Annotated in this window: 28 protein-coding genes; 12 read left to right on the top strand and 16 right to left on the bottom strand. The window is 61.7% G+C overall.

Annotated elements, in window-relative coordinates; all coding sequences use genetic code 11:
- The first annotated feature begins 99 nt into the window (after positions 1-99).
- Positions 100-1,146 carry a glycosyltransferase 61 family protein gene (locus U9970_RS02985; RefSeq protein ID WP_322765233.1) on the top strand — a complete coding sequence of 349 codons (1,047 nt, stop codon included), beginning with the start codon at positions 100-102 and terminating at the stop codon, positions 1,144-1,146.
- On the opposite strand, the gene U9970_RS02980 is transcribed toward U9970_RS02985, so the two are convergent.
- The 5 genes from U9970_RS02980 to U9970_RS02960 all read right to left on the bottom strand — a co-directional run bounded on the left by U9970_RS02980 (position 1,126) and on the right by U9970_RS02960 (position 5,317).
- Complete coding sequence (locus tag U9970_RS02980) at positions 1,126-2,067, bottom strand: YheT family hydrolase (RefSeq protein ID WP_322765232.1); 942 nt, start codon at positions 2,065-2,067, stop codon at positions 1,126-1,128. The genes U9970_RS02985 and U9970_RS02980 overlap by 21 nt on opposite strands.
- 92 nt (positions 2,068-2,159) lie before the next feature.
- Positions 2,160-3,587, bottom strand: coding sequence for an NAD(P)(+) transhydrogenase (Re/Si-specific) subunit beta (locus tag U9970_RS02975; RefSeq protein ID WP_322765231.1), 1,428 nt, complete (start codon positions 3,585-3,587; stop codon positions 2,160-2,162).
- On the bottom strand, positions 3,587-3,892 hold the full coding sequence (locus U9970_RS02970) for an NAD(P) transhydrogenase subunit alpha (protein WP_322765230.1): 306 nt from the start codon (positions 3,890-3,892) through the stop codon (positions 3,587-3,589). The genes U9970_RS02975 and U9970_RS02970 overlap by 1 nt, the downstream gene beginning before the upstream one ends.
- A complete protein-coding gene (locus U9970_RS02965; RefSeq protein ID WP_407653068.1) occupies positions 3,892-5,025 on the bottom strand; it encodes an NAD(P) transhydrogenase subunit alpha in 1,134 nt (377 codons plus the stop codon). The genes U9970_RS02970 and U9970_RS02965 overlap by 1 nt, the downstream gene beginning before the upstream one ends.
- 103 nt (positions 5,026-5,128) lie before the next feature.
- Positions 5,129-5,317: a hypothetical protein gene (locus U9970_RS02960; RefSeq protein WP_322765228.1), complete on the bottom strand. Its 189-nt coding sequence runs from the start codon at positions 5,315-5,317 to the stop codon at positions 5,129-5,131.
- 104 nt (positions 5,318-5,421) lie between these two features.
- Between U9970_RS02960 and U9970_RS02955 the strand changes: the two genes are divergently transcribed.
- From U9970_RS02955 to trxB, 3 genes are all read left to right on the top strand, one after another.
- Positions 5,422-6,879 (top strand): DEAD/DEAH box helicase, encoded by a 1,458-nt coding sequence (locus U9970_RS02955; RefSeq protein WP_322765227.1) that lies wholly within the window; start codon positions 5,422-5,424, stop codon positions 6,877-6,879.
- Between the two features lie 112 nt (positions 6,880-6,991).
- Positions 6,992-7,228 (top strand): hypothetical protein, encoded by a 237-nt coding sequence (locus U9970_RS02950; protein WP_106633127.1) that lies wholly within the window; start codon positions 6,992-6,994, stop codon positions 7,226-7,228.
- 144 nt (positions 7,229-7,372) lie between these two features.
- On the top strand, positions 7,373-8,752 hold the full coding sequence (trxB, locus tag U9970_RS02945) for a thioredoxin-disulfide reductase (RefSeq protein WP_322765226.1): 1,380 nt from the start codon (positions 7,373-7,375) through the stop codon (positions 8,750-8,752).
- 50 nt (positions 8,753-8,802) lie between these two features.
- Here trxB and infA read toward each other — a convergent pair whose 3' ends face one another.
- A complete protein-coding gene (gene infA, locus U9970_RS02940; RefSeq protein WP_094560946.1) occupies positions 8,803-9,069 on the bottom strand; it encodes a translation initiation factor IF-1 in 267 nt (88 codons plus the stop codon).
- A gap of 197 nt (positions 9,070-9,266) precedes the next feature.
- Between infA and U9970_RS02935 the strand changes: the two genes are divergently transcribed.
- Positions 9,267-9,950, top strand: a complete 684-nt coding sequence (locus U9970_RS02935) for a pseudouridine synthase (protein ID WP_322765999.1) — start codon at positions 9,267-9,269, stop codon at positions 9,948-9,950.
- Positions 9,951-9,956: 6 nt separating this feature from the next.
- On the opposite strand, the gene U9970_RS02930 is transcribed toward U9970_RS02935, so the two are convergent.
- The 4 genes from U9970_RS02930 to U9970_RS02915 form a co-directional block, all read right to left on the bottom strand.
- Positions 9,957-10,172, bottom strand: a complete 216-nt coding sequence (locus U9970_RS02930) for a hypothetical protein (protein ID WP_254936629.1) — start codon at positions 10,170-10,172, stop codon at positions 9,957-9,959.
- Between the two features lie 66 nt (positions 10,173-10,238).
- The gene (locus U9970_RS02925) at positions 10,239-11,201 is read right to left on the bottom strand and encodes an NAD(P)H-binding protein (protein ID WP_322765225.1); all 963 of its coding nucleotides are present in this window, start codon (positions 11,199-11,201) and stop codon (positions 10,239-10,241) included.
- A gap of 81 nt (positions 11,202-11,282) precedes the next feature.
- Positions 11,283-11,384, bottom strand: coding sequence for a cytochrome b6-f complex subunit PetM (gene petM, locus U9970_RS02920; protein WP_106633132.1), 102 nt, complete (start codon positions 11,382-11,384; stop codon positions 11,283-11,285).
- 23 nt (positions 11,385-11,407) lie between these two features.
- Complete coding sequence (locus U9970_RS02915; RefSeq protein WP_322765224.1) at positions 11,408-12,640, bottom strand: N2,N2-dimethylguanosine tRNA methyltransferase; 1,233 nt, start codon at positions 12,638-12,640, stop codon at positions 11,408-11,410.
- Here U9970_RS02915 and U9970_RS02910 point away from each other — a divergent pair.
- Together U9970_RS02910 and ilvN are read left to right on the top strand one after the other, a co-directional pair.
- On the top strand, positions 12,573-13,547 hold the full coding sequence (locus U9970_RS02910; protein ID WP_322765223.1) for an alpha/beta fold hydrolase: 975 nt from the start codon (positions 12,573-12,575) through the stop codon (positions 13,545-13,547). The genes U9970_RS02915 and U9970_RS02910 overlap by 68 nt on opposite strands.
- 36 nt (positions 13,548-13,583) lie before the next feature.
- The gene (ilvN, locus tag U9970_RS02905; protein WP_322765222.1) at positions 13,584-14,114 is read left to right on the top strand and encodes an acetolactate synthase small subunit; all 531 of its coding nucleotides are present in this window, start codon (positions 13,584-13,586) and stop codon (positions 14,112-14,114) included.
- On the opposite strand, the gene U9970_RS02900 is transcribed toward ilvN, so the two are convergent.
- Together U9970_RS02900 and U9970_RS02895 are read right to left on the bottom strand one after the other, a co-directional pair.
- Complete coding sequence (locus U9970_RS02900) at positions 14,111-14,824, bottom strand: peptidylprolyl isomerase (protein ID WP_322765998.1); 714 nt, start codon at positions 14,822-14,824, stop codon at positions 14,111-14,113. The genes ilvN and U9970_RS02900 overlap by 4 nt on opposite strands.
- 44 nt (positions 14,825-14,868) lie before the next feature.
- Entirely contained in the window at positions 14,869-15,420 is a 552-nt protein-coding gene (locus U9970_RS02895) for a photosystem I assembly protein Ycf4 (RefSeq protein ID WP_322765221.1), read from the bottom strand.
- A gap of 229 nt (positions 15,421-15,649) precedes the next feature.
- Between U9970_RS02895 and psbD the strand changes: the two genes are divergently transcribed.
- The 5 genes from psbD (at position 15,650) to U9970_RS02870 (ending at position 19,811) form a co-directional block, all read left to right on the top strand.
- Entirely contained in the window at positions 15,650-16,708 is a 1,059-nt protein-coding gene (gene psbD, locus U9970_RS02890) for a photosystem II D2 protein (photosystem q(a) protein) (protein WP_254959685.1), read from the top strand.
- The gene (psbC, locus tag U9970_RS02885; RefSeq protein ID WP_322765220.1) at positions 16,692-18,077 is read left to right on the top strand and encodes a photosystem II reaction center protein CP43; all 1,386 of its coding nucleotides are present in this window, start codon (positions 16,692-16,694) and stop codon (positions 18,075-18,077) included. Before psbD ends, psbC begins: the two co-directional genes overlap by 17 nt.
- Before the next feature lie 100 nt (positions 18,078-18,177).
- On the top strand, positions 18,178-18,537 hold the full coding sequence (locus U9970_RS02880) for a nucleotidyltransferase family protein (RefSeq protein WP_322765219.1): 360 nt from the start codon (positions 18,178-18,180) through the stop codon (positions 18,535-18,537).
- Positions 18,534-18,929 (top strand): HEPN domain-containing protein, encoded by a 396-nt coding sequence (locus tag U9970_RS02875; RefSeq protein WP_322765218.1) that lies wholly within the window; start codon positions 18,534-18,536, stop codon positions 18,927-18,929. The genes U9970_RS02880 and U9970_RS02875 overlap by 4 nt, the downstream gene beginning before the upstream one ends.
- A 42-nt stretch (positions 18,930-18,971) precedes the next feature.
- Complete coding sequence (locus tag U9970_RS02870) at positions 18,972-19,811, top strand: sulfotransferase family protein (RefSeq protein WP_322765217.1); 840 nt, start codon at positions 18,972-18,974, stop codon at positions 19,809-19,811.
- Positions 19,812-19,853: 42 nt separating this feature from the next.
- Here U9970_RS02870 and U9970_RS02865 read toward each other — a convergent pair whose 3' ends face one another.
- From U9970_RS02865 to U9970_RS02850, 4 genes are read right to left on the bottom strand one after another with little or no spacing between them, the layout of a single operon-like run.
- The gene (locus U9970_RS02865) at positions 19,854-20,582 is read right to left on the bottom strand and encodes a hypothetical protein (RefSeq protein ID WP_322765216.1); all 729 of its coding nucleotides are present in this window, start codon (positions 20,580-20,582) and stop codon (positions 19,854-19,856) included.
- A complete protein-coding gene (locus tag U9970_RS02860) occupies positions 20,582-21,490 on the bottom strand; it encodes a hypothetical protein (protein ID WP_322765215.1) in 909 nt (302 codons plus the stop codon). The genes U9970_RS02865 and U9970_RS02860 overlap by 1 nt, the downstream gene beginning before the upstream one ends.
- Positions 21,487-22,374: a sulfotransferase family 2 domain-containing protein gene (locus U9970_RS02855; protein ID WP_322765214.1), complete on the bottom strand. Its 888-nt coding sequence runs from the start codon at positions 22,372-22,374 to the stop codon at positions 21,487-21,489. Before U9970_RS02855 ends, U9970_RS02860 begins: the two co-directional genes overlap by 4 nt.
- A 5-nt stretch (positions 22,375-22,379) precedes the next feature.
- The gene (locus U9970_RS02850; protein ID WP_322765213.1) at positions 22,380-25,511 is read right to left on the bottom strand and encodes an O-linked N-acetylglucosamine transferase family protein; all 3,132 of its coding nucleotides are present in this window, start codon (positions 25,509-25,511) and stop codon (positions 22,380-22,382) included.
- Positions 25,512-25,864 lie beyond the last annotated feature (353 nt).

Here is a 25,864-nt window from a genome sequence, read left to right as displayed (position 1 = left end):
GGCAAAATAAACAAATTCGCCGACGAAAGCTATTCCATAATGTTTCGATCGCTAGCAAGCATTCCACCAGACCACCCCTCCCTATTTGGGGAACATCTAGTGGTCAAACCAGAACCACTAATAATCGAAGAAGATGCAACTATCTTGCCGCGCTGGTTTAACATAAATGAGACCAAAGACTGGTCTCTTCGCTTTAGCCAAGGAGTCTTCAATGCCAATGGCGATCACATCGAAGCCCTAAGCGACCAAAGGGGAGATCGCAAGCTGTTCTTTCCCCCCTCGAGACTTGAGGATGCAAAGGGATACGAACCAGAAAAGATTAAACGCCTTAAATTTATGCTCTACGGAGGAACACTCTATGAGCACTTTGGCGACATGCTGGTTGATACCTGCCGCGCCTACCAACTATTGCGGCTTTATCGACACTGCAAAGAACCAATCTGGTTCCACTACGCCGCCCCGCGCTCAGTGCGGGAATTCAGGACGCCAACCATTGAAGCTTGGTTGAATTGCCTAGGACTGGCAAACCGCTTCCGCCTGATAAGACGACCGATGCGGGCTCGTCGACTGGTGTCCTGTCCGCAAATCTATCGGGACTTGAAATGGATCAGTAGCGACTATGCCCCGGCAGCCAAAGCATCACTTCACCCAAAGCTTCGCCGCCAACTGGAGGGGATCGAACGCAATGGCAAGCGAATCGCCTACCTGTCCCGCCATAAACTAACTAATGGCACCAGCAAATTCATTCAAGAGGGTCAACTAGTTGAGCAACTACGGTCTATTCCCGGAGTCGATATTATTTGCCCCGAAGAGCTGAACTTCGAAGAAAAACTCTCTCTCTGGCGCAGCCATACCTACATCATCGGCTTTCCCCAAGGATGCCTGATGCTGAAGCCGTTTGCTCCCCGGCAAGAACCCGATCAAATTGCACGCCAAATTTTTCTTCTTGCCGGTCCCAAATGCTTCCCGAGTACCTGGCTAAATATAAATAGTGCTTGCCAATTTGACGATCTCTATCTAGACTGCCATGGATCAGATGAAATCACCCTAAATGGTCAACCAGGCGATCAATTCAGCCGTGCTAACAGCATTGATGTTGGCATAATTATAAGCGTCATAACAGAATTAGCCGCATCGCTGCAATAACCACTCCACTACTCGTCTATCAGCCCAGCTACTGGAAGGATTGAGCTGACTATCAGCCACAGCGTGAAAACCATTGTGACCGCCCTGCTGAGATAGACAAAATTCTGCGCCCAGTGGTATTTGGGCTGATGCCAATGCCACGGCCGAATCTGCCGGCACCCAGGGATCATCAAGGGCCTGCACAAAAAAAGCAGGCGGCAAAGGCGCCCCATTTAGCATTGCCTGCAGCGGCGACGCATCACGGTAATAACAATCCACATCAGTGTAGCCCCAACGAGGTGCCGTGATCACTGCATCGAAATCTCTTATCGTGCAAATCTTATCAATATTAGTCCGAACAATACTCGAGTTAATTGATACCTTGGCTTGGGAGTCGGTCCTGAATTGAGGGTCCGCCTTTGTCTGGTTTATCAATGCGCGCACCATGTAACGCTGGTAGAAGGAATTGCGGGGCCTCGAAATCTGATGCGAGCAGGAGTCAAGATCCAATGGACTACTCACGCAGGCAAGGGCATCGAGACCATCCGGCCTCTCCAGCAGGGCATTGAGCAGAACTGTGCCTCCGAGAGAAAGGCCCACCCCAAACAAGGGAAGGGCCCTTGCAAGTTCCCTGGCTGCAACCAGCACCGGCAAAATGTCTCGATTACAGGCAGACGCATAGGTACCAGAAGCAAGCTTTCGGCCGGCGCCAGCCCCGCGCAGATTTAATCGCCAAACCCCAAAGCCGCAGCGCAAAAACAAGCCTGCAAGCCGACGAACACCCGGGCGCTCGCTGCTGCCAGCAAGTCCATGGACCAAAAGAACCCAGCCAATGGGATGGTGCCGCTCTGGTAGATCCTGCCTCACAAGCAAAGAGGCTCCCTCGGCTAAACGGATCAGAAGATCTTCGCTAGGTATGGCACCTAATTGCTGAGGCAGCATTGGCGGCCTCAGGGTGTCGCGCAGGGTCTGGAGATCGGGGCCGATCCAGGGCCAGCGCTGCTTAAAAACCGGGAGTGTCAGGGCGGGCTGCTTCAGGCGGCCACCTTTTTACCCACCCCCATGCTGCGCAGCTCGGTGAGCAGGCCGTTGAGCACGGCCTTGGCATCACCAAACACCATGGCCGTCTGGGGCAGCTCAAAGAGGGCGTTTTTAATGCCCGCATAGCCGGCGCCAAGGCTGCGCTTGACCACAAACACCTGGCGGGCTTGGTCCACCTCAAGCACGGGCATGCCGTACAGAGGGCTGGTGGAATCGGTCTTGGCGTCTGGGTTAACCACGTCGTTGGCACCCAGCACAATCACCACATCGGTGCGGGGGAATTCAGGGTTAACAATGTCCATCTCCAGGAGTTGCTCGTAGGGCACATCGGCCTCTGCCAGCAGCACATTCATGTGACCAGGCATGCGGCCAGCAACCGGGTGGATCGCATAGGTCACCTCGACGCCGTGGTTTTCGAGCAGCTTGGAGAGTTCGCGCAGGGCGTGCTGGGCCTGGGCCACTGCCAGGCCGTAGCCGGGCACAAACACCACGCGCTCAGCAGCCTCGAGTGCAAGGGCGCATTCCTCAGGGCTGCAGCTGGTGATGCGGGTGTAGCCGGCCTCCTCGCCGCCACCGCCCACCGGTGCCGCCCCACCCAGGGCGCCGCCAAACAGCACGCTCACCAGGGAGCGGTTCATGGCGGTGCACATCACCTGGGTGAGGATCAGGCCCGCAGCACCCACCATGGCGCCGGCCACAATCAGCAGCTGGCTGCCAACCACGAAACCTGCTGCAGCTGCTGCCACGCCGGAATAGGAGTTGAGCAGCGAGATCACCACAGGCATGTCTGCCCCGCCGATCGGCAGGGTGACGCCGATACCCAGAAGGAAAGAGGCCACCACCAGCAACCAAAGAGGTGATCCCGCCATATCGCCAGGCAGGGCAATCGCACCGACCAAGCAGGCCACCGCCAAGCCGATGTTGACGGCATGCCGAAGGGAGCTCTGGGTCCAGCTGGGGGTATCAATCCAGCCCTGCAACTTGCCCATCGCCACGATCGAGCCGCTGAAGGTGATCGCGCCAACGAACACCGAAATCACGATCGATATCTGCTCCACCAGGCCGGAGGAGCCCTCCCCTGGGGTAAACAACGCCACCCCAAGAGCCACCAGCAACGACGCCATGCCGCCGCAGCCGTTAAACAACGCCACGGTTTCGGGCATGGCAGTCATCGGCACCCGCTGGGCCGTAATCAGGCCGAGCACACCGCCCAGGCCAGTGCCGATCGCTACCCAAAGCCAGGCTTGGGGGGAGAGGGGCTGCTGAATCAGCAGACCGAGCACCGCCAGGCCCATGGCCAGGGCCGCCAGACCATTGGCGGAGCGAGCGGTGCTCACCTTGGAGAGGCCCTTGATACCGAGGGCTAGCAACAACACCGCGCCCAGGTCGATCAGGGCGGGCAAGAGTTCAAGTCCAGCCATCAGCGGGTCCGTCCGGTGCGGGGTGATTTACGCGAAAACATGGCCAGCATGCGGTCGGTGACCAGGAAGCCGCCAACGACGTTGAACAGGGCAAAGCCCAGCGACAGTGAACCGAGCACCAGCAGGGGCAGCTGGTCATTGGCCTGGCCGATCAGGGTGAGTGAAGCGAGCACGGTGATGCCGCTGATCGCATTGGCACCACTCATCAGCGGAGTGTGCAGGGTGGGAGGCACCTTGCCGATCAGTTCGAGTCCCAACAGGCTGCCCAGCAGGAGCACCCATAGGGCTTGGGTCAAGGCACTCATCAGTTAGCTCCGGAAACGAGGTCAGGGAAACGGCAGGCGCCGTCATGAGTGAACAGGCAGCCGGCCACGATCGGGTCCTCCTGGTCGAGCTGGAAGCCGTCTTCGCCCAGCACGTGCTCCAGCAGGGCCGCCAGGTTGCGGGCGTAGAGGGCGCTGGCGTGGTTGGCAACGGAGCTGGGCAGGCCATCGCCACCAATCAGCCGCACGCCGTGGCGCTCCACCGTTTGGCCACAGACCGTGCCGGCGCAGTTGCCGCCCTGGGCCACGGCCAAATCCACCACTACTGAGCCGGGGCGCATGCCCGCCAGCATCTCATCGGAAATCAGCAAGGGGGCTCGCCGGCCTGGCACCTGGGCGGTGCAGATCACCATGTCGGCCAGGGCCAGCTGATCGGCCAACTGCTGGCGCTGGGCAGCCAGAAAGGCTTCGCTAGCCGCCTTGGCATAGCCGCCGGCTTCAGCTGGGCGCTCCTCCTGCTCGGGTGGGGAAAGGAACCTGCCACCTAGAGATTCGACCTGCTCCTTCGCCGCAGGGCGCACATCACTCACATAAACCACTGCCCCGAGGCGCCTGGCTGTGGCAAGAGCCTGCAGCCCCGCCACCCCAGCGCCCAGGATCAGGGCCCGGGCCGGCTGAATTGTGCCCGCCGCTGTCATCAACATCGGCACGTAGCGATCTAGGGCTGCAGCCGCCAGCAGCACCGCCTTGTAACCGGCGATGTTGGCCTGGGACGACAGCACATCCATGCTCTGGGCCCGGCTGATCCGGGGCAGCAGCTCCAAGGCCAAGGCCGACACCCGCCGGGCCTGAAGCTGCTCCACTAAGGCAGTGGCGCCATAGGGGGAGAGCAGACCCGCAAGCAGGGCGCCCGGCCGCAGCTGATTCAGCACCTCGCCAGCGGGTGGATTGACGCAAAGCACCGCATCGACGCCAGCGCCCAGCTCGGGGCCTGGGGCAACAAGGCGGGCTCCAGCCGCTTCAAATTCATGGTCGGCATAGCCGGCCGCCAAGCCAGCGCTTTGCTCAACTTGCAGCTTCAGCCCTCGGGCCAGCAGCCGGCGAACGGTTTCAGGAGTTGCGGCAACGCGACACTCCCCCGGGATGCGTTCCCGCAGGATCAATACTTCAGCCAAGAGGGTTCCCGGAGGCCATCTGTCTATTAGGGGGTGTCTCCCCTCGCCTGAGCAACACAACTGCAGCAAATGTGCGCAGTTGCCCATCCAAGCCAGCTGGAGCTCAAAACAGGGGCAGTAGCTCCTGCTCAACGCAGCTGGCCTGCGGCAGAGCGCCCTGGTGACGCAGCTGGCGCGCCCGCAGGATCATCGGATCGATGTCGCATTCAAGGGCCCAGCAGCGCTTTAGATGCCAAAGCTGCAAGGCGGGCGCCCAGGCCCAGGCATCCGGATCGGGGCAGGAGTTCGCCATAGGGAAAACAGCAGGGGACCCGGGGGTTGAACTGAAACTAGGCACGCTGGGCCATAAGCCCATAGGCCAGATCACCCATTTGCAGCCCTGGCCACAATGGCGTGATGGGATTTCCTTCCTTCGACCTGGGCATCCCGCCGCCCACAACAACCGCCGTGCGGCCCAGGCAGTGGCAGAGCCGCCTGATCCAGCTGCTGCGGGCCCGCCTGCTCAACCACCAGCCTGGCGGCCATGACGTGCTGATCCATGCAGGACCGGGTGCGGGAAAAACCCTCGGGGCCCTGCTCAGCTTCCTCACCCTGCAGCGGGAGGGGCGGCTCGATCGCTTTTTGATCTTCTGCCACCGGAGCTCAATCGCCCGTCAGTGGCTGGGCGCTGCGGAGCGGCTCAACCTGCGCCTGCTGGAGTGGGACCCGGAGCAGGGGCTATTGGCCCTCGAAGCAAATTCAAACTGGGATGGCCTGCTACTCAGCTATCAGTGCACGGCCCGGCACCGCCTTGCCCTCGAGGCAGCCCTACCCCGCATAGCCCTGGGGAAATGGCTGGCCATTGCCGATGAAGTGCACCACCTAGGCCTGGATCCGGATGAACCAGAGGCTGCGGCCTGGGGTTTCGCCTTCAGCCAGCTCACCGCTCCAGCCCAGCTGCGACTTGGCCTCACCGGCACCCCTTTCCGCGCCGACAACCTGGCCTTCTGCGCCGCCCGACGGGTAAAAGTTCGCGAGGGTGATCAGGTGATCGAACGCATCGCCCCCGATTTGAGCGTGGAACCCCGCCAGCTGATTTTGGCCGGAGATGTGCGCCCCTTGGAATTTCGCTTCCAGGACGGCTGGGTCGAGCACGGCAGGCCCCAGGCCTCCGCCGACACCGAAACCTCGCCCCTTTCAGCTGAAGCGCGGGAGAGTTGGCGAGCCCGCAACTTGCGCCGCGCCATTCAACTGGGAGATCCCAGCAGCATCGCCCTGCGGCTACTGCTCAAGGCCCGTCAACGGCTGGAGCGGGTAAGGGCTCAACACCCCGAGGCGGGCGGGCTGGTGATCGCCCGCGACATCGCCCACGCCAGGCGCATCACCGGGCTGCTGGAGGAGGAGGGCGACCGGGTGCACCTGGTCCATTCCCAGGACCCCGAGGCCAGCGCCCGCCTGGCCGCCTTCCAGGCCGGCGAGGCGGACTGGCTAGTAAGCATTGATATGTGCGCCGAGGGCTTTGATGCCCCAAGACTGCGGGTAGTTGCCTACCTCACCACGGTGGTAACTCGCAGCCGCTTTGTACAGGCGATCACCAGGGCTGTGCGCATGGATGGCCAACGCGCCGCCGTGGAGACCGTGCCACGGCAACCGTCCTATGTGTTCGCCCCAGCCGACCCATTGCTGATGAGCTACGCCCGCAGCTGGTCCCTCAGCGAGCCCTACCTGATCAAGCCGAAGCAGGCGGCTAAAGAGCCGGACTCACTCGGCAGCGGCCAGGGAGGTTCCCTACCCCTGCAAGCTGTAGAAGCAAGGATCGGCGCGGTGATCAGCATGGGGCCGGAGCTACCTAGTTTTCTGCAGCGAACGGCCTGAAACCTGCTTTGGCGATACAAGGTTTAAGGGCAAATATGCGACGTTGTGTCAACCAATACCTTCCCAGGGGCCATAGCCCGGCAGCGTGGTCTGATCCAAGGGAGAGGGGAGCATGGATGCCGCAGTGAATCGCCGCCTAACCGTTGCTGTCAGCTGGGCTTTGGCCCGCCGGGCCACCCTCGACGCCCTCGAACATTTCGAAGAAAGCTTTGCGGTCACGGAGGAATTCCGAGAATGGCTGCTCTGCCTGGAAGAGCACCCGGAACTCCTTGCCGCAAGCGTGTTGATGGTGCCAAACGACCTTGGCCAGGGAATCCGGCCCGCCAGCGACGGCATCCTGGAAATCTGAGCCGATTTGAGATGCAAATCTGGCGCAAATTGCGCTCAAATCTAAAGCAAATCTAAAGACGTTTTGCGTCCGACTCCCCCGGGCGCTCCAGCAGGCTGCCGCGCCGATCTCCTAGGCTCAACTCATAGTCGATCCGCTTAAGCAATGACGGTTTCGGGGCTTTCAGTCGAAAACCTGGTGATCGTGGGTTCTGGGCCCGCTGGCTACACCGCCGCCATTTACGCCGCCCGGGCCAATCTCAGCCCCGTGCTGATCACGGGCTTCCAGGACGGTGGCATCCCCGGCGGTCAGCTGATGACCACCACCCACGTAGAGAACTTCCCCGGCTTTCCCGACGGGATCATGGGGCCGGAGCTGATGGACAAAATGAAGGCCCAGGCCGTGCGCTGGGGCACTCGCCTGATCGAGGCCGATGCCACGGCAATCGACCTCTCCCAGCGGCCCTACCGCATCACCGCCGAAGGCCAAACCATCGAAACCCAGGCTGTGATCCTGGCCACCGGCGCAAGTGCCAACCGGCTGGGCCTGCCTAGTGAGGAGCGCTTCTGGAGCCAGGGCATCAGCGCCTGTGCGATCTGCGATGGCGCCACGCCCCAGTTTCGTCAAGCCGAATTAGCCGTGGTGGGTGGGGGTGATTCCGCCTGTGAGGAGGCTGTTTATCTGACCAAATACGGCAGCCAGGTGCACCTGATCGTGCGCGGCGACAAGCTGCGGGCCAGTGGCGCCATGGCCGATCGGGTGCTCGCCAACCCCGCCATCACCGTGCATTGGAACCGCCAAGTGGCCGATGCCAGCGGTGGCGACTGGCTCGAAGCAATCACCCTGAGGGATCCCAGCAGCGGCACCAGCGAGGAGCTGCCGGTGAAGGGCCTCTTCTACGCCATTGGCCACACCCCCAACACCCGCCTAGTGCGGGGCCAACTGGAGGTTGATAGCCACGGGTACCTGGCCACTCAGGCTGGCCGCCCCGAAACCAGCGCTGCCGGTGTCTACGCCGCTGGCGACGTGGCCGATGCGGAATGGCGTCAGGGCATCACCGCCGCTGGCAGTGGTTGCCAGGCAGCCCTGGCAGCTGAGCGCTGGCTCACCCATCACGACCTGGCCGTCACGGTGAGCCATGAACCCGTAGAACCAGCCACCGTCGGCGAACCGGTGCGCACTGCCACCAGCGACGCCGAGAACTATGACGCTGACGCCCTTTGGCAGAAGGGAGGGTTTGCCCTGCGCAAGCTGTATCACGACAGCAGCAAGCCCCTGCTGGTCGTCTACACCTCACCGACCTGCGGTCCCTGCCACGTGCTTAAGCCCCAGCTCAAGCGCGTGCTCGATGAGCTGGGCGGAGCTGCCCAAGGCGTGGAGATCGACATCGAGGCCGAGCAAGAAATTGCTAGCCAAGCCGGTGTTACCGGCACCCCAACGGTGCAGCTGTTCCACAACAAGGAGCTCAAGCAGTCCTTTAAGGGCGTCAAGCAGCGCAGCGAATTTAAAGCCGCGATTGAAGCTCTGTTAGGTGTCGCGGTCTGATGGCCCGCCAATAGGTGCGCTTAACGACGCCGTCGCACCGAAAGGTGCGCTTAACGCCTCCTAGGCCCACCAGGGCGGTTGCCGCCGGGACGGGGGCCGGCAGCCGCATTGCGCTCCCGGTAGGTGATGCGGCCGCGGGTGAGGTCGTAGGGGCTGATCTCAACCAGCACCTTGTCGCCCGCCAGCAGCTTGATTCTGAATTTGGTCAGCTTGCCTGCCGCCCGGCAGAGACATTGGTGACCAGCCGGCTGCTCCAGGGTCACCAGGTAAAACCCGTTTCCCTGTTCTTTTTCAATCACACCGGAGGTCTCGATCATGCGGGGGCGCTGTCTGGGGGTTCAATCGTTCCAAATAGCTTAATTGCCGCCCGACAGGCGATAGGGTCTGGCTCACTCATGCCGTTTTGGCTTCGCCATGGTTTTGCCGCCGCTTTCGTTGGATCTGGGGCTGCTGCTGATCTCCATCGGTGTGGTGAACCTCTGGAAAGCCCGTCAAGCCAGCTGAACCAAGGCCACTGACCACCCTTCTTTTCCATAAGCCCTACGGGGTTTTAAGTCAGTTCACGCCAGAAGCCGGCTGCGACTGGGGTTGCTTGGCGGAGTTCATCCCGATTCCGCAGGTTTATGCGGCCGGCAGGCTCGATGCCGACAGCGAGGGATTGCTGCTGCTCACCAGCAATGGCCGCCTGCAGCAGCGACTCACCGACCCCCGCTTTGGCCACTGGCGCCGCTATTTGGTGCAGGTTGAAGGAGAGGCAGCTGCCCACCCGGAGGCCTTGGAGCTGCTGCGCAGCGGCCTTTTAATTCAGGGGCAGCGCACTCTGCCGGCTCGAGCCCAGCCGATCAGCGATCCAGGCCTGCCAGAGCGCACCCCGCCGATCCGTCAGCGGGCCGCCATTCCCACCAGCTGGCTGCAACTGGAGCTGCAGGAAGGCCGCAACCGTCAGGTGCGTCGCATGACGGCCGCCGTAAATCTGCCCACCCTGAGGCTGCTGCGGGTCGCCATCGACCTGATGGACGGAGCTGCCCCGCTCGAGCTCAATGGTCTGGCAGCGGGGCAATGGCGCGAGGTGGACGGAGCCGAAAGCCAGCGCCTCGAGCAGCTGCTTAAGCCTTCGCGGGCCATAGAAAAAATCTCACCTGGTCGGGGCGGCCGGGCCGGCGGCGGGAAATCAGGGCGGGGCGCAGGGGGCGGATAGGGCGGCTTAGCCGAGCACGTCCTTGAGCTCCCGCACGCTCTGCAACTGGCCGTAGTAGTAGTTGGCACGAGCCCGCCGGTCAGCATCATCGAGACCATCGAAGGCATCGAAGCCCAGGGTTTGCCATAGCTCATGGCCGCAAGCCCGATTGAGCTCTTCGGTGGCCTCAGCCTCAAGGTTGGCCAAGCGGCGCTGCAAATTTTTGATCTGGGCAACCGACATTCACACTCCCAAGCAACGAACTAATAGTACGGGCGAACTGGCGGCCGGAGTCTCTGGTGCCAGGGCTTAGAAGGGCAGCTTCTTCTTGGCTTCCTTATCGAGGTCAGTCTCCATCTCGCGCAGGCGGCGCAGGATCGTGTCGTAGTACTCCTTGAGGTAGGCCTCCAGGCCGGTGGTTTCAGCCGGATCTAGCCCGAAGGCCTCGTAGCTGGCCTCCATTGGTGCATCGAGAGCTGAGCCGCCACCGGTGACCGCTTCAAAAGCCAGCCGCTCGGCCACGTTGAGGCTGGCCTCAAAGAAGCCGGTCACAGAGCGCATCAAGCCCAGCAAGGCAGGCGGCACCCGAAAAGTGCGGGCTTCTTTACCCGTGAACCGCTCACAGAGCTGGGTGATTTCACTAGTGGTCCAGGCCCGGGGACCTACTACTGGAAAAGCTTGGCGAATGGTTTGGTCTCGCTCCAGAGCCGCTACGGCAAAGCGGGCCATGTCCTGGGTGTTCATGTAGGCGATTGGGGTGGGCGAGCCACTCACCCAAACCGTCTGGCTTTCCAGCACGGGAATCGCAAACTGACTGATAACCCCCTGCATGAAGGCAACGCCGCGCAGGATTGTGTATTCAAAATCCGAAGCCATCAGCCAGTCTTCGGCGCAGGCCTTGATGTCCATCAAGGGCACGTCGCGGTGCTGGTGCGCATCTAGCAGGGACACAAACACCAAACGCTTCAGCGAAGCGGCCTGGCAGGCGGAGAATAAATTCTGGTTGCCTTTCCAGTCGATGTCGTAGGCGCTGGCGGAATCCGTGGCGCGGGCGGTAGCCGCATCTATTACTGCGTCCTGACCTTCCAGGGCATAGGCGAGGCTTTCAGGCTCAAGCAGGTCGCCGCGGGTGAGCTCGCAGCCCCATTCCTGCAAGAAAGCAGCCTTACGGGGTGAGCGCACCATGCAGCGCACCTGATGGCCTGCATCGAGGGCACGGCGGGCAACTTGCCGGCCCAGGGTGCCCGTTCCGCCAACCACCAAAACCTGCATTAGCAACCTTCAAGCGGGCCCGAGCCTAGGTGTCCGACGGGTCGGGCCGGGAGCAGGGGGGATCTAACTGGCCTTTGGGGCTCAGTCGTTGTCGGCCAGCTTCAACAGCAGGGCACCGCCGGCAAGACCAACTGGGATCAATATCCAAAACAAAGCTGCGGTACCGAAAATTTCAGCAGCCATAACGAGGTGAATGGAGATCCATCCTATTTAGCAGTGCCGGTGGCCATTCCAACCAACTGAGCGGCGGTCTGCAGGATCTCGCCCCAGGTTGCATCGCTGCGCAGCTGACCCGGCATCACCCCACTGACCTGGGCCGACCAGCCCCCCGCCCGCAGGGCCGCCACCAGACTGAGCAACGGTGGCGCCCCCCCTTTGAGGCGGCGCGCGATTTCCGCCAGCGGCCAGCAGCGGGCCGGCATTCCCCTATCAGCAAGCAGACGGGCAAGCAGGCGAGCCCCCTCCGCACTGAGGCTTGCCCCTGGATCAACCTCGGCGAACATCTGCATTTCTGCCAGCAGCTCAGGCTGCTGCAGCGGGCCGATCCAGAGAGGACCGCTGATCGCCAGCGGGGCACTCTCGCCGGCAGGGCAATGACAGGGCTGCCACTGACGCAAGCGAATCAATTGCTGCACCTGCTGATCGCCGCAGCCATGGCAGTGGGCCAGCATGCCCAAGTGCTGCTCCTCCCCTGGCTCGCTGCGGCGGCGCAGGCGCACCGCGCTGCGAAAGGTGCGCCCTTCACTGAAGCTAAATAGGGGCTCGATACCCCGGCCCAGCGCCCAGGCCGCTCTAGCCACGCTGCCAAGTTGCAGGCGCAGGGCCAGCTCCCAGCTGGCGGGATGGGCCCGGGCCGCCGCCCCCAGCAGCCGAATCGCAGCCGGGCGGTCGTGGCCGGTGGGGGAGCGGCCATCGGTGCTGGCTAGGTAAAGCACACCACCAAAGGACACCGCCTCCAGAGCTAGGGGCAGCAGGGCCGTGGGGCAGCCAAAGCCATCCAGGTCTAGGAGCTCAAAACGCTCCTGGCGCTGCAGGCAAGCTGCCAGCAGGTGCTGGGCAGTAAGGGCGCTGCAACGCAAACCCGCCAGAGATGCCAGGTTTTCACGCAGCAAAGGCAGCCGATCCGGATCAGCGTCGTTAGCCCACACCGCCTCGGCTCCAGCCTCCAGGCCATAGCGCAAGGCCCGGATGCCGCAGCCGGCCATGGCATCGAGCACCCTCAAGGGGCCGCGGGCCGCCAGCGTGCGGGCGAGCAGCACCCCCAGATCCCGTGAAGGACGCGACTCCGGCCTAAAAAAACCGGCGCCGGGCAACAGGCGGGCCCGTCCTTCGCAATAGTGAGCATCGGTGTGCTGGCTCAGGAGATCAACCGTGGCTGCAACAGTCCAGCCTGCACCTCCACCCGCGGCGGACGGCAGCTCAGGGGCGGAGTGGGGCATACACGCCGATTGGCTCTGGCGAGGTGAGCGCTGCCACTGGCGGGTGCTGGGTGAAGAACATGCCCCGGCCCTGGTGCTTGTGCATGGCTTCGCCGCCGGCAGCGGCCACTGGCGCCGCAATGCTGCGGTGCTTGCTGCAGCCGGCTGGCGGGTTTACGGCATTGATCTAATCGGCTTCGGCGCCTCAAGCCAACCGTGCCTACGACTGGACAACCGCCTCTGGGCCAGGCAGCTGCAGGCCTTTCTCGAGCAGGTGGTGCAGGGGCCAGCCGTGCTGGTGGGCCATTCCCTCGGCGGCCTGGTGGCCCTCAGCTGCGCCGTGTTTTTTCCCCAGCTGGTGCGAGCTGTTGTGGCAGCCCCCCTACCCGACCCAACCTTGCTGCTGGCTGACAGCAGCAGCCCACCCCGCCGCCGGCCCTGGCAACGCCGGCTGCAGCGCTGGCTCGTGACCCTGCTCTGCCGGCTGCTCCCCCTGGAGCTACTGGTGCCCCTGATTGCCCACTCGCCCCTGCTGGATTTAGGCATTCAGTCGGCCTACAGCGAAGCGGTGATCGGCGACAGGGACCTGCACCGGCTGATTGCCAGGCCAGCCCGGCGGCCTGGAGCGGTGCGGGCCCTGCGGGCGATGAGCATCGCCATGGCCCTGCGGCCCCACGGGGCCACCGCCCCAGCCCTGCTGCGAAGGCTGGGGCGTCCCTTGCTTTTGATCTGGGGGCAGCGCGACCGACTGGTGCCCGTTCAGGTGGCCCAGCAGGTGCGGCGGCTGCGGCCCGAGCTACCCCTAACGGTGCTGCCTAACAGTGGCCACTGTCCCCATGACGAACATGCCGACGCCTTTAATGCCGCCTTACTTCAATGGCTTGACCAATTGCCAGCCGCCGAGACCCTTGCTGGGCCTGGGCGGTAACTTGGCATGTAGCCACCGCCGCGGGTCCCTCAGGAGATGAAACACACCCTTTCGGTGTTGGTGGAAGACGAATCCGGTGCCCTCAGCCGAATCTCCGGCCTATTCGCCCGCCGCGGCTTCAACATTGAAAGCCTGGCGGTGGGTCCCGCTGAAAAAGCGGGCATTTCCAGGCTCACCATGGTGGTCGCAGGCGACGATCACACCCTCGAGCAGATGACAAAGCAGCTCGACAAGCTGATCAACGTGCTGGGGGTGATTGATCTATCCCACATACCTGCCGTGGAGCGGGAACTGATGCTGCTGAAGGTGTCGGCTCCCGCCGAAACCCGCAGCGCCATCTTGGATCTGGTGCAGGTGTTCCGCGCCAATGTGGTCGACGTGGCCGATGACGCCCTGACCCTTGAGGTGGTGGGCGATCCGGGCAAGCTCGTCGCCCTCGAACAAGTGATGGAGGGCTACGGCATCCTTGAAATCGCCCGCACCGGCAAGGTGGCCTTGGAGCGGGCTTCGGGCGTCAACACGGCTTTCCTGAAGGTCACCGCATCCAGCAAGCGGGTACCCGCTTAGGGCTTGCCCTGCACCAAAGTTCCGCCCGACACCAGCGTGGCCTTAACGATCTTGTCGCCCTGGCGGATCTGGTCGACCACCTCCATGCCCTTGCTCACCCTGCCGAAGACGGCGTAGCGTCCATCCAGTTCTGGCAGGGCCTGCAGGGCTACGTAGAACTGGGCGCTGGCGGAGTTGGGATCGGCGGAACGGGCCATGGCAACAGCTCCGCGTTGATGGGCCAAAGCCAGTTGGCGGGTAGCTCCTGGGGCAGTCATAGGCTCGCCGTAGCGAGGCTCTGCTTCGTCGCTGCGCTTGATCTCCAGGGGAATCAGCCGAGGTATCCCCGTGGCTGGATCGACAAAACTGCCCAGGCCGTGCTGGCTGGCTGGCACCTTTGGATCGGCGCTGGTGGGGTCGCCGCCCTGCACCACAAAAGGCACCGGCTCGCGCACAACTCGATGAAATGCGGTGCCGTTGTAGACGCCACGCTTAACGAGATCAACGAAATTGCCCGCCGTCAGTGGCGCAGCAGCGCCATCTAGCTGCAGCTGCACCTCACCCTTGCTGGTCTGCAGGGCGACGGTGGCCGTACCGCTGAGGCAGGGGGTGCTGGCAGTGCTGCAACCCACGGGGCTGCTGCCCCCATCAGCCGCGCAGGCGACCAGGGATAGGGGCGCTAGCAGCAACAAACCGCCCAGCAGCAAGCGACTCCACCAGTTGCCAGTCATCAAATTGCCAATACTCAAATTGCCAGTACTCAAATTGGTAATCATCAAACCCCCTCCAGGGGCACGCCCAAAAAGCGGGCAAGCTGGGCGCCAGACAATTCCAGATCGGCCAGGGGCATGGGCTCGCCAACCCTGGTCAAGGGCATATCCCGCCTGCCCTGCACCTTGAGGGCTAGGCGACGCCGAGGATTAAGGCCATCTCGCACCTCCACCTTCACAGCCTGAATCTCCCGTAAAGGGATATCCACCGTGATCGCCTGGCGAAAGCCGCGGCGACTAATAGTGGCAACACCAGCATCCCGATCAAAGCGGTTGCTACCGGCGCCAACGTCGATGCCGATCACAACCCAGAGGTAGGCACAAAGCGCCATGGCGGCAAGCCCGTAGAGCCCCATCACCAAACCCTGGGGCAGCCAAGCCAGCTCGGCGGGGTGGCCGATCGGCAGCAGGTCGGTGCCGAGATAGCTGGAGACACTGGTGAGCAGGAAGCCGATCCCGCCCGTGGTCACCACCAGGGCAACCAACACATTGGAAAGGCGCCTTGAGCCCAGCACCGGCAGCTCAAGCAAGGGGGCAGGAGCCTGGGGGGAGGCCATGACCTGGAGCAAGGAATGGCGCCATCCTGACCGGTCGGCGGGGGAGCTGGGCGGATCGAGACCAAGCGCTCAGAAGTGAAGCAAAAGACACTCAGAAAACCGCTACGAAAGCCCAGCGAAAGGAAGCCATGTCAGCCCGTTTCAACCGGTCTCGCGATCCGCTTCAGCGTTGTTACGATCGCCCGGTAATCCCACAGCCTCCGCGGGTTTCCCGCACCGTTTCATCATCATGACGATCGCTGTAGGGCGCGCGCCAGCAGCACGAGGATGGTTCGACGTCCTCGATGACTGGCTCAAGCGCGACCGCTTCGTATTTGTGGGGTGGTCTGGTCTGCTCCTGTTCCCCACGGCCTATTTGGCCTTGGGTGGCTGGCTCACCGGCACCACCTTTGTCACTTCCTGGTACACCCACGGAATCGCCAGCTCCTACCTAGAGGGCTGCAACTTCCTCACCGCCGCCGTCAGCACCCCTGCTGATGCCATGGGTCACAGCTTGCTGTTGCTCTGGGGCCCAGAAGCCCAAGGCGACTTTGTGCGCTGGTGTCAGCTCGGTGGCCTCTGGCCCTTCGTTGCCCTGCACGGCGCCTTCGCCCTGATCGGCTTCATGCTGCGTCAGTTCGAGATTGCCCGCTTGGTGGGCATCCGTCCTTACAACGCCATCGCCTTCTCAGGCCCGATTGCGGTGTTCGTCAGTGTTTTCCTGATGTACCCCCTCGGCCAGAGCAGCTGGTTCTTTGCTCCCTCCTTTGGTGTGGCGGCAATCTTCCGCTTCCTGCTCTTCCTGCAGGGCTTCCACAACTGGACGCTCAACCCCTTCCACATGATGGGAGTGGCCGGCATCCTCGGCGGTGCTCTGCTGTGCGCCATCCACGGCGCCACGGTGGAGAACACCCTGTTTGAGGACTCGGATCAGTCGAACACCTTCAAGGCGTTCGAGCCCACCCAGGAAGAGGAGACCTATTCGATGGTCACCGCCAACCGCTTCTGGAGCCAGATCTTCGGGATCGCCTTCTCCAACAAGCGCTGGCTGCACTTCTTCATGCTGTTTGTGCCGGTGATGGGTCTTTGGACCAGCAGCATCGGCATCATCGGCCTGGCCCTCAACCTGCGCGCCTATGACTTCGTGTCCCAGGAGATCCGCGCCGCTGAGGACCCTGAATTTGAAACCTTCTACACCAAGAACATCTTGCTGAATGAAGGTCTGCGTGCCTGGATGGCACCGGCTGACCAGCCGCATGAAAACTTCGTCTTCCCTGAAGAGGTTCTGCCCCGTGGAAACGCCCTTTAATTCCAATCTGGTGGTCGGGGGCAAAGACCTCGACTCCACCGGCTATGCCTGGTGGGCCGGTAATGCCCGCCTGATCAACCTCTCCGGTCGCCTACTCGGCGCCCACGTCGCCCACGCAGGCCTGATGGTCTTCTGGGCTGGGGCCATGATGCTTTTTGAGGTGAGTCACTTCACCTTCGACAAGCCCATGTACGAGCAGGGTCTAATCCTGTTCCCCCACGTAGCCACCCTGGGTTACGGCGTTGGTCCTGGCGGTGAGGTCACCGATCTCTATCCGTTCTTTGTCGTTGGTGTGCTGCACCTGATCAGCTCGGCCGTGCTCGGCCTTGGTGGTCTGTATCACGCCCTGCGTGGTCCTGAAGTGCTGGAGAACTACTCCACGTTCTTCTCCCAGGATTGGCGCGACAAGAATCAGATGACCAATATCATTGGTTACCACCTGATTCTTCTCGGCGTCGGCGCCCTGCTGCTGGTCTTCAAGGCCATGTTCTTCGGCGGTGTTTATGACACCTGGGCACCGGGCGGTGGCGATGTGCGCATCATCACCAACCCAACCCTCAGCCCCGGCGTGATCTTCGGTTATCTCACCCGCGCACCCTTCGGTGGCGAGGGCTGGATCATCGGGGTCAACTCGATGGAAGACATCATTGGAGGTCACATCTGGATCGGCCTGATCTGCATCTTCGGAGGCATCTGGCACGCAATCACCAAGCCCTTCGGCTGGGTGCGCCGTGCCTTCATCTGGAACGGTGAGGCCTACTTGAGCTACAGCCTCGGCGCCCTGAGCTTTATGAGCTTCATCGCCTCGGCTTACATCTGGTTCAACAACACCGCCTATCCCTCCGAGTTCTACGGCCCCACCAACGCCGAGTCCTCCCAGGCCCAGAGCTTCACCTTCTTGGTGCGTGACCAGCGCCTCGGCGCCAACATCGGTTCGGCCATGGGCCCAACCGGGCTTGGTAAGTACCTGATGCGCTCGCCCACCGGCGAGATCATCTTCGGTGGTGAGACCATGCGCTTCTGGGACTTCCGCGGACCCTGGCTGGAGCCCCTACGCGGCCCCAACGGCTTGAGCCTCGACAAGCTCCAGAATGATATTCAGCCCTGGCAAGTGCGCCGCGCGGCTGAATACATGACCCACGCTCCTAACGCCTCCCTGAACTCCGTTGGCGGCATCATCACCGAGCCCAACTCGGTGAACTTCGTGAACATCCGCCAATGGCTGGCGTCCACGCAGTTTGTGCTCGCCTTCTTCTTCCTGGTGGGCCACCTCTGGCACGCAGGCCGCGCCCGCGCCGCCGCTGCCGGTTTCGAGAAGGGCATCGACCGTCAGGCCGAGCCCACCCTGGCCATGCCTGATCTCGACTGATCCTGATCGATCACTCAACGTTGCTTCAGCCCTCGCCGCAAGGCGGGGGCTTTTTTGATGGGCTTGAACGCGAAGGCCGCAAGCGGAATAAGCTTTGGCCATGGCACTCCCGGCACCCACCTCAAACTCGCTGGCAGAGCTTCGGAAGCACAAGCTTGAACAGCGCCTTGCGGAACTGCAGCAGAAAGCGGAACACCTGGTCGTTCAACACCGGGGAAGCAGCCTGTGGCTGTTTGGCTCCCTAGCGAGGGGAGACTGGGATGCGTACTCCGATGTCGACATGCTCGCCATCGCAGCCACTCCTGCTGATGCCGAAACCTTGGCCGATGCAGTGTTGAGCCATCAACTTGCCGACGATGTGCTGGCTCTCAGCACATCGGATTGGGATCGTCTTCGCTGCAGCCAGGATCCCTATTGGCAAGCGATCGACCGTGATGTCCGAATCCTGGCGAAAGGATGACAACGCGCGTTCAGGCCTGGTTACGACAAGCAGAAAGCGACCTCGCGGTGGGCAAGCTCACTGAAGCGGAAGGATTTCACAGCCAAGCCTGCTACCACTACAGCCAAGCAGCAGAAAATGCTCTGAAAGGGATCTTGATTTCTCTTGGCGTCTTACCGCCATACAGCCATTCACTAGATCAACTCGTCAAAGAGATTGAGCAGCAGGGGATCAACACTAACTCTCTGGGAGATGTCCATCTGAAGGCTCTCAGCAGGATGAAGAGCGAAACCCGTTATCCACAAGACGACGAAGCTCCAGTGGACAGATTTGACGCAAGAGATTCCGCGCAGGCGAGAACAACAACAGAGCAAGTGCTTACATTCGTGAAATCAATCCTTGCCCTAGAATGAATTCAAGATCGATCGAAGCGCAAGACAACGGCACCCATCGGCATGGCCACCACCAGCACACCGCGGATCGCCTTTCAGTCATCGCTGCCGCGCTCGGGCTCGACACTGCTGAGCAACATCGTGGGGCAAAACCCCGACTTTCATGTGACGCCGACATCAGGGTTGCTGGATCTCCTCTACGCAGCCCGCAGCCAGTTCAGCCGGGGCGAGGAATTCAAAGCGCAAAACCGCGAAGAAATGGAGCGGGCCTTCGCTGGTTTCTGCCGCGGCGGGCTCGAGGGCTATGCCGCTGCGCTCACAACGAGGCCCTGGCTCCTGGATAAGAGCAGAGGCTGGGGTATGCACTACGCGTTTTTGAATGTGTTTTATCCCAACCCAAAAATCGTGTGCATGCTGAGGGATCCAGTCGATATTTTCTGCTCGATGGAACGGAACTTCCGCAAGGCTGCATTGCAGGACCCAGGTCTGGTGAACCACAGCGAGATGCTGAACACCAGCCTGGAGAAACGTCTGGATCACTGGGTGGCTTCACCGCCGGTGGGCTTGGCCATGGAGCGCTTGCTGGAGATCCTGCGCCAAAGGGTCGATCAGCACATGCTGTTCATTCGCTACGAAGATCTCTGCCGCAATCCGCGGCAGGAGCTGGATCGTTTCTACGCCTATCTGGAGCTGCCTTCATACCCCGGGCACGACTTCAACAATGTGGAGCAGATCACGGTGGAAGACGATGAGGTGTATGGCGTGTTCGGCGATCACACGATCCGGCGCGAGGTGGAGCCCCAACCGAGCCGTGGAGAGAAGGTGTTGGGCGCGCACCTCTGCGAGTGGATCCGGCAACGGTATGGCTGGTTTTATGAGCGGTTTGACTCTGCACCAGCATGAGCAGCCTCCACCTGAAATGAACCAGAGAGCTGTGCTTAATCCCTACACATACTCAGAAAACTTGTAAGGCCTGCAATCAAAAGCCTCCTCCCACAGCTCGCGCTTCCGTAGAAGTACACAGTTCTGCGCAAATTCAAGCGAGGCCACCTGATCACAGGTTGCGGCGCTCAATCCTGCATCTCGGAGACGCGCGGAAAGCACAGAGCGATCCGCATCAGAGAGGAATTCACGGTTCACCCAGTCCACCACCAACTTCATTGCCGCCATCAGGGTGCGTGAACTATGGAGCCCGTACCGCGTTGGATAGCCGTAGAGAACTCCGCGTCGCCAGTATGAAACCTCGATGTCTTCAATGATATATAGCCCACCGGGCTCCAGCACAGCTTCAAAGAAGAGATCAAACGTGAGCAGTTGATGCTCGGGAATATGGGAACCATCATCGATGATCGCGAAAGCCGCTCCGATTTGCTCGGCAACCACTCGCAACTGCCCGGGATCGCCCTGATCACAGCGATGAATCACAAAGCGTTCACCTTTACCCTCCCTCCCAATATCGACACCATGAAGAAATGCATTCGGCAAGTATTGACGCCAAAGCTGCAGGCTTTTGCCTTCATCGACACCGATCTCAACGAGATTTCCCTCCCGGTGGCGAAAGCGATCAAGATGATGGGGATAAAAGCGGTGATATCCATGCTGATTAAACTTATCACTACCCGAAGATTCAGCAGCCGCAGCAAAGCTGACAGAAAAAGGAGAGGGGTCCGTCATCAGGTTACTGCCGCCTCTAGTCGCCCATAAAGCTCTTGATCCATCTCCAAACCCATCGCCAGCATCAACCGCTGGCGAACCAGCAACTCCTCCTCCTTGCTGAGCAAGCCATTGGAAAAACGCTTCTCGAGTGAAGCAAACACGCGCACATGAGACAACGGCGTGAGATCCACAGCTCCAAACCGCCAGGCGCCAAGGTGATCAGCACAGAGGGGCAAGGCAAAACGATCCAGGCCATACCCACTACGCACCCCAGCTAAGAAGGGCATCGCCATGTCGAGCAAATCACGGCGAATAAACGGAGCCATGATTTCCACGATCGGCACCCGATGCAGGCTGCTCCCGGCACGTTGGCGGAGCCAACCGTACTCGCGGCACAGAGAACTAGTGAAACTCACCGCCGGCTGGGCAGCACTGAGTTGATGGATGCGCGCAACAGCCAGCAGCGTATTGATGTCGCTGCTGCGCAGCAGCACATCATCATCAATGAAACCCATGTAGTGGCCCGAGGCTGGAGAGCCGAGGCGCCGCCAGGCTTCCTCCATCAAATGCCCCTTGCATTCGGTGGCCACACTGAGCAGTTCAAATCCGTGGGGATTGGTGTCAGATTCCAAACCTTCACCAGTCCAGTCGAACAACACAACACGACAGGGCAACGGCTGATCAAACACCACACAGTGGCGACCGCGCTGGCAGGCGATGACCACGAGGTCATCGCCTTGGGCTCCAGGGGCAACCACGGGTTGGCCAAGAGCAATCGGATCATCCCGGTCCATCGCCTCCACCGCCGCAACCATCTCTGGAAGAAACTGATCGCTGTGGCTGCCCAAAACCCAGCGGGCCCATTGCTGCCGCTCAGCGTCCGGGCGATCACGCAACAGCAGTGGAAATTCCAAAGAGGTGCTCATGCCACCTCGCTGTGCACCGATGGCCAGAGAGCCAGTTGCTGCTGGGCCAGGGTGAGAAAGGCCCGGTCAGGGGCGTAGAACCGCTCAAGAGCTGCGAGGGCTTCTGGAGTGAGCTGGTCGCGGCGCAACCGTCTCCAGGGATCGGCTGCCTCCAGGGGCTGGGAGACATGCTGAGGCGCCAGGTCGAGCGCCACACCGGAGGCCTTGCCCCAATGGGCGATCAGATCCTGGATCTGCCCCATGCCCAGGATCGTGCGGTAAACCGTGGGATCACCCCCCAGGAAACTCACCTGCGGCAGGGTGTGGTGGCTCCAATCGATGTGGCACGGGATCCAGGCGGGGAGGTGTTGCGCCACCTGATTCATCACGGCCACAGGATCCGCCCCATCGCTGAAGCTGCTGACGCCATGGTGGCTGAACAACTCTTGATGCCACTGCAATGAGGCCTGCAGCGCTTGCTCATCACCAGCGGCATGGCTGCGCAGCTTGGCCACAATCCGGCCGGTGGTGAGCTCCACGAGATGGCTGCGACAGGCCGACACAAAGCGATCGATCGGATCACGCCAGATGGCGACGATGGCACGGTGCTGCGCCACGGCCTTCAGCTCCTCAGCCCTTAGCCAATGGTTATGGATTTGCACCGCCCCATGCAGATCGATAGGGTTGTCCTGTTGAGGGTTCACCCCAAAGCGCAGCTGCAGCCAGGCCTGCTTAAGGCTGGAGCAGCCGTTCTTGGGAATCCACACCAAGGCCGCGTCATCACCGAGGGGTAGCAGAGGGCTGAGGGAGGCCCCTGCTTGCATCGCCAGCGGCACCGCCGCCCAGTCGGCATCGGTGCGCACGCGCAGGCCTGGCAGGGGATCAGACGCTTGGAGGTTGAGCATGGCGATCAGGCCGCCATGGCGACAGGCAACATCCCTGCGGGTTGCTGGCCCACTGCGGGCGATTGCCGGCACATGGTTTCCACTGCCACTTGAAACGCCTCAGCCACACTCTTGTCGTGGAACAACCGCTGTTTCCTTTCAGCAATCGCAGTGCGCATGGCTTGATAAAAGGCAGGATCGTCGAGCAGGCGGGCGGAGATGGCGATGTAATCATCGACATCACTGGCGATCAGCTCGGGAAGCTCCAGCACCTCCAGCATCGCCACCGTGTGGCGACCGCGCATGAAGGCGGTGGGCAGGGTGACCACGGGGCAGTCGAGCGAGAACGACTGCATCGAGCTGTTGCCACCATTCCAGTCGATCGTGTCGATCGTGTGGTGGCTGATGGCGAACAACCCCATGAAATCGCCGTAGTCGAGGCGAGGAAGGATACGCAGATGCTCCTCGATCACCAGATCGCGGTGCTCGAAATGAGGGCGCAGGCGTTCGAACAACCGTTCGGCGATGCCACCACTGCCCATATGGCCCACCATCACGATGAACGCTTCAGGGTGGCGTTTGGCGATTTCGGCAAAGGTCCAGTCGTTGCGCGGCAGATACTTAAAGGTGCTCTGCAGGGAGTTGAGGATCGGCCGGTCCCGCGGCAGGTCGAACTTGTCGTAGAGCAGCTGGCCGTCGTGCAGGGCAGCCGGGGTTTCGTAGTTCAGGCCAGTTTTGGGCAGGCGATACAACGTTTCGCTGTAGTGGGCCTCGTTGCCAGGAGGCTCCATCCCCTCGCCCGAGATGTAGTAATGCATGGTGCGGGAACCACTGGTGATCGGATGGCCCCAACCCTGAACCTGCACCGGTGCCAGTTGCAACACGGAGGTGACTTTGCTGGCGGGATGCATGCCGATGTCGGTAAAGATCAGCAGGTCGAGTTGATCATCGAGGATCTGCTGCAGCATGGGCTCTGGACTCTCGGCGCGCAGGGGCAGATGGCGCTGCAGGCCCAGGGTCGCGAACCGCTGGGTGCCGGAATCAACCCGTTCAGCCAGGTTGTAGGTCACGATTTCGTAGCCAGGGTTACCGGCGATTCCCTCCAGCCAGCCCAGGCACCAGATGGCGCCATTGTGGTTGTGGAGGTGGGGAGAGATCACCCCCACGCGGAGGGGGCGGGGATCGGATGGATCGCGTTGGGGCCGGGGTTGCATGAAGGCCCCCAGCTTCGGGCGCAGGATGCGATCGAGGATGCCGGCATAGAGCTCCTGCAAGGGCCGGTCGTCGTCCATCTGATAGGCGAGATAGAAGTTGGTGAGCGACCATGAGTGGGCGTAGAGCAGCTCCAAGGCCGGGTCGCTCTGATCGATCCCCTCCAGCAGCTCATACAAGGTGCGTGCATCGTCGGCCCAGCGCTGACGCACAGACGCCACCTGCTCATCGGTGGCAAAGAGCACCGGCAACACATGCAGACGGCTCATCAACTGCAGACGGCGGTCGTTCTGGCCGTCGGCCAGGGCGAGTGCATCGTCGTAGCGATCCAGCTCCAGCAGGCAATTGATCCTGCCCTGCAGAGCGATCACCTGTTCAAAGGGGCTGAGCTCGAGGACGGCGAACTGCTCAAACTGCTCAAGCGCATCAGCGTGGCGCTTGGCTTGCACCAACGCCTGGGCAAGGTTCTGGCGCGATGGCTTGAAACGATGATCAATGGTGAGGGCATGGCGATAACTGGCCATCGCCGCCTCCAAATCACCGGCTGAGGCCTGGGCCAGGCCGAGGTTGTTCCAGGCATCGGCATAGGCGGGCGCATGCTGGAGGCAGAGGCGGAAGGCCTCGATCGCCTCGCGCTCCCGCTGATGCTCACGCAGCAGGTTGCCCAGGCAGAAGGAGGCTTGCACGTAGGTCGGTTGATCCCGGAGCAGCAGGCGCAATTCCCGCTCAGCGCTTTCGACATCGGCGGCCTCGATCAGGGCCAGCGCCAGGTTGTGGCGGCATTCGCTGAACTGCGGGAACACTCCAAGAGCCTCCCGGTAAAGGCGCAGACCTTCAGCAGTGTTACCCAGGGCGCGGCAGGCATTGCCGCCGTTGAACAACACGTAGGGAGTGAGAAAACCGCGGGACTGGGCGGCTTCAAAACAACGCAGGGCTACCTCGTGCTGACCCAGTGCCGTCTGCGCCAGACCTTCGAGATAGGCCACTTCACCGGCATGGGGATGCCCTTCCAGCCCCGAGGCCTGATCCAGCACCTCCTGAAAACGCTGCTGACCGAGGGCGTCGTAGAGATGGCCGAGGCCTGCCTCCGGGGCGTTATGGGGCGGCCATTGCCCTTGCGGCGGGGTGAGCGAGGGCAGGGAGGGACGCTGCAACTCCTGCTGCAACTCCAGAATCTGCTGCTGCAGGCCAGCGATCTGGAAATGGCGATCACGCAATTGCTGCAGCGGATCCACCAGGGCATCGAGATCCACCGCGGCCAGGGGTTTCAGCTTGTCGCCGCGACGACGGGGCAGGGTGTAGCCGAAGCGCTCGAGGTCGGCTCCGTAGAGACGTTCGAGGATCTGGATCCCATCCTTGCCATAGCTGCTCTCCCAGCGTTTGCTCAGCCGCTGGCGGTGCTTGCCGTCGTAAAGCAGCAGCTCCCGGCGCAGGCGCTCCAGGCGCTGGTCGGGCAAGCGTGAGCCGAGCAACGCGGGCAGACGATCGACCAGCTCGGAGCGATCGAGCTGTTGATTGAACAGTGTGGGATCAGCGAGCCACTCGGATTGGGGCAGCAGATGGCCGTCGCTACGGAGCTGCTCCCAGTGCTGATCGAGATAGGTGAGAAAGTCTGAGAATCGACACGGCTCTGCACCGGCACGTTCGCGCCTGGATTGGATCGCTTGATTCAGGGGCGCATAGGCCGGATCAGCGAGGTGCAGCTTGTCGTGCCAGAACGACAGCAAGCGCTCCCCGGGATGACGGGTGACCGCTAGACGCAGGCCATGGGGGTCTGCCAGCAGCGCCTCGGCCTCGAGGGCGGGCAACTGAGCCAAGGACGGCAGACGGTGAAGATCGGCCCGGTGAATCGCCAGGGCCGGGCGGGTTTCACCCAACACGGCCAAAGCAGCCGGGTCACGACCTGCGGCGATCACGGCAAGCCGCTTGAGCAGGGTGGACGCCACCTTGGGAATGGGAAGCAGAAGCCAGCAGGCATCGCTCACCACCAGCGTTGCATCACGAGAGCACTGATGGAGCTGGATAATCCCCAGACCACGTAATCCAACTATCACAATCCTATTGCAACAAGTTTTCATCGCTAGAAACACACTAGTGAGACTCGGAAAGACTCACGAGACAGCTCGATTCTGATCGCCCATTCACAGCTGCGAGGGTCATAATTAAAGCCAATATTTGGCACAGACCATTGAACCTCTGGCTAGTTTCGGCAACTCTCAAGCTTGCCGGATACCGCCGAAGTTCGAAGACGCGACGGGCCAGTCGTAGCCGTCGCTGGAGCAAGGCGTCGCAGAGTGGT

The sequence above is a fragment of the Cyanobium usitatum str. Tous genome (assembly GCF_963920485.1).
Classification (GTDB): domain Bacteria; phylum Cyanobacteriota; class Cyanobacteriia; order PCC-6307; family Cyanobiaceae; genus Cyanobium_A; species Cyanobium_A usitatum_A.
The sequence above is the reverse complement of the archived record's forward strand: the minus strand, read 5'-3'. Positions and strand labels throughout refer to the sequence as shown.

What these genes read in the sequence shown, in the direction of transcription:
- U9970_RS02955 (WP_322765227.1), top strand. Translation starts at nt 5,422, where the DNA reads ATGGGATTTCCTTCCTTCGACCTGGGCATCCCGCCGCCCACAACAACC.
- U9970_RS02855 (WP_322765214.1), bottom strand. Translation starts at nt 22,374, where the DNA reads ATGCTCAACCTCCAAGCGTCTGATCCCCTGCCAGGCCTGCGCGTGCGC.
- U9970_RS02875 (WP_322765218.1), top strand. Translation starts at nt 18,534, where the DNA reads ATGACAACGCGCGTTCAGGCCTGGTTACGACAAGCAGAAAGCGACCTC.
- U9970_RS02870 (WP_322765217.1), top strand. Translation starts at nt 18,972, where the DNA reads ATGGCCACCACCAGCACACCGCGGATCGCCTTTCAGTCATCGCTGCCG.
- U9970_RS02925 (WP_322765225.1), bottom strand. Translation starts at nt 11,201, where the DNA reads ATGCAGGTTTTGGTGGTTGGCGGAACGGGCACCCTGGGCCGGCAAGTT.
- U9970_RS02860 (WP_322765215.1), bottom strand. Translation starts at nt 21,490, where the DNA reads ATGAGCACCTCTTTGGAATTTCCACTGCTGTTGCGTGATCGCCCGGAC.
- U9970_RS02880 (WP_322765219.1), top strand. Translation starts at nt 18,178, where the DNA reads ATGGCACTCCCGGCACCCACCTCAAACTCGCTGGCAGAGCTTCGGAAG.
- trxB (WP_322765226.1), top strand. Translation starts at nt 7,373, where the DNA reads ATGACGGTTTCGGGGCTTTCAGTCGAAAACCTGGTGATCGTGGGTTCT.
- U9970_RS02895 (WP_322765221.1), bottom strand. Translation starts at nt 15,420, where the DNA reads ATGGCCTCCCCCCAGGCTCCTGCCCCCTTGCTTGAGCTGCCGGTGCTG.
- U9970_RS02975 (WP_322765231.1), bottom strand. Translation starts at nt 3,587, where the DNA reads ATGGCTGGACTTGAACTCTTGCCCGCCCTGATCGACCTGGGCGCGGTG.
- U9970_RS02970 (WP_322765230.1), bottom strand. Translation starts at nt 3,892, where the DNA reads ATGAGTGCCTTGACCCAAGCCCTATGGGTGCTCCTGCTGGGCAGCCTG.
- petM (WP_106633132.1), bottom strand. Translation starts at nt 11,384, where the DNA reads ATGGCTGCTGAAATTTTCGGTACCGCAGCTTTGTTTTGGATATTGATC.
- ilvN (WP_322765222.1), top strand. Translation starts at nt 13,584, where the DNA reads ATGAAACACACCCTTTCGGTGTTGGTGGAAGACGAATCCGGTGCCCTC.
- U9970_RS02865 (WP_322765216.1), bottom strand. Translation starts at nt 20,582, where the DNA reads ATGACGGACCCCTCTCCTTTTTCTGTCAGCTTTGCTGCGGCTGCTGAA.
- psbD (WP_254959685.1), top strand. Translation starts at nt 15,650, where the DNA reads ATGACGATCGCTGTAGGGCGCGCGCCAGCAGCACGAGGATGGTTCGAC.
- infA (WP_094560946.1), bottom strand. Translation starts at nt 9,069, where the DNA reads ATGATCGAGACCTCCGGTGTGATTGAAAAAGAACAGGGAAACGGGTTT.
- U9970_RS02915 (WP_322765224.1), bottom strand. Translation starts at nt 12,640, where the DNA reads ATGCCCCACTCCGCCCCTGAGCTGCCGTCCGCCGCGGGTGGAGGTGCA.
- U9970_RS02930 (WP_254936629.1), bottom strand. Translation starts at nt 10,172, where the DNA reads ATGTCGGTTGCCCAGATCAAAAATTTGCAGCGCCGCTTGGCCAACCTT.
- U9970_RS02950 (WP_106633127.1), top strand. Translation starts at nt 6,992, where the DNA reads ATGGATGCCGCAGTGAATCGCCGCCTAACCGTTGCTGTCAGCTGGGCT.
- U9970_RS02960 (WP_322765228.1), bottom strand. Translation starts at nt 5,317, where the DNA reads ATGGCGAACTCCTGCCCCGATCCGGATGCCTGGGCCTGGGCGCCCGCC.
- U9970_RS02900 (WP_322765998.1), bottom strand. Translation starts at nt 14,824, where the DNA reads ATGACTGGCAACTGGTGGAGTCGCTTGCTGCTGGGCGGTTTGTTGCTG.
- U9970_RS02980 (WP_322765232.1), bottom strand. Translation starts at nt 2,067, where the DNA reads ATGCTGCCTCAGCAATTAGGTGCCATACCTAGCGAAGATCTTCTGATC.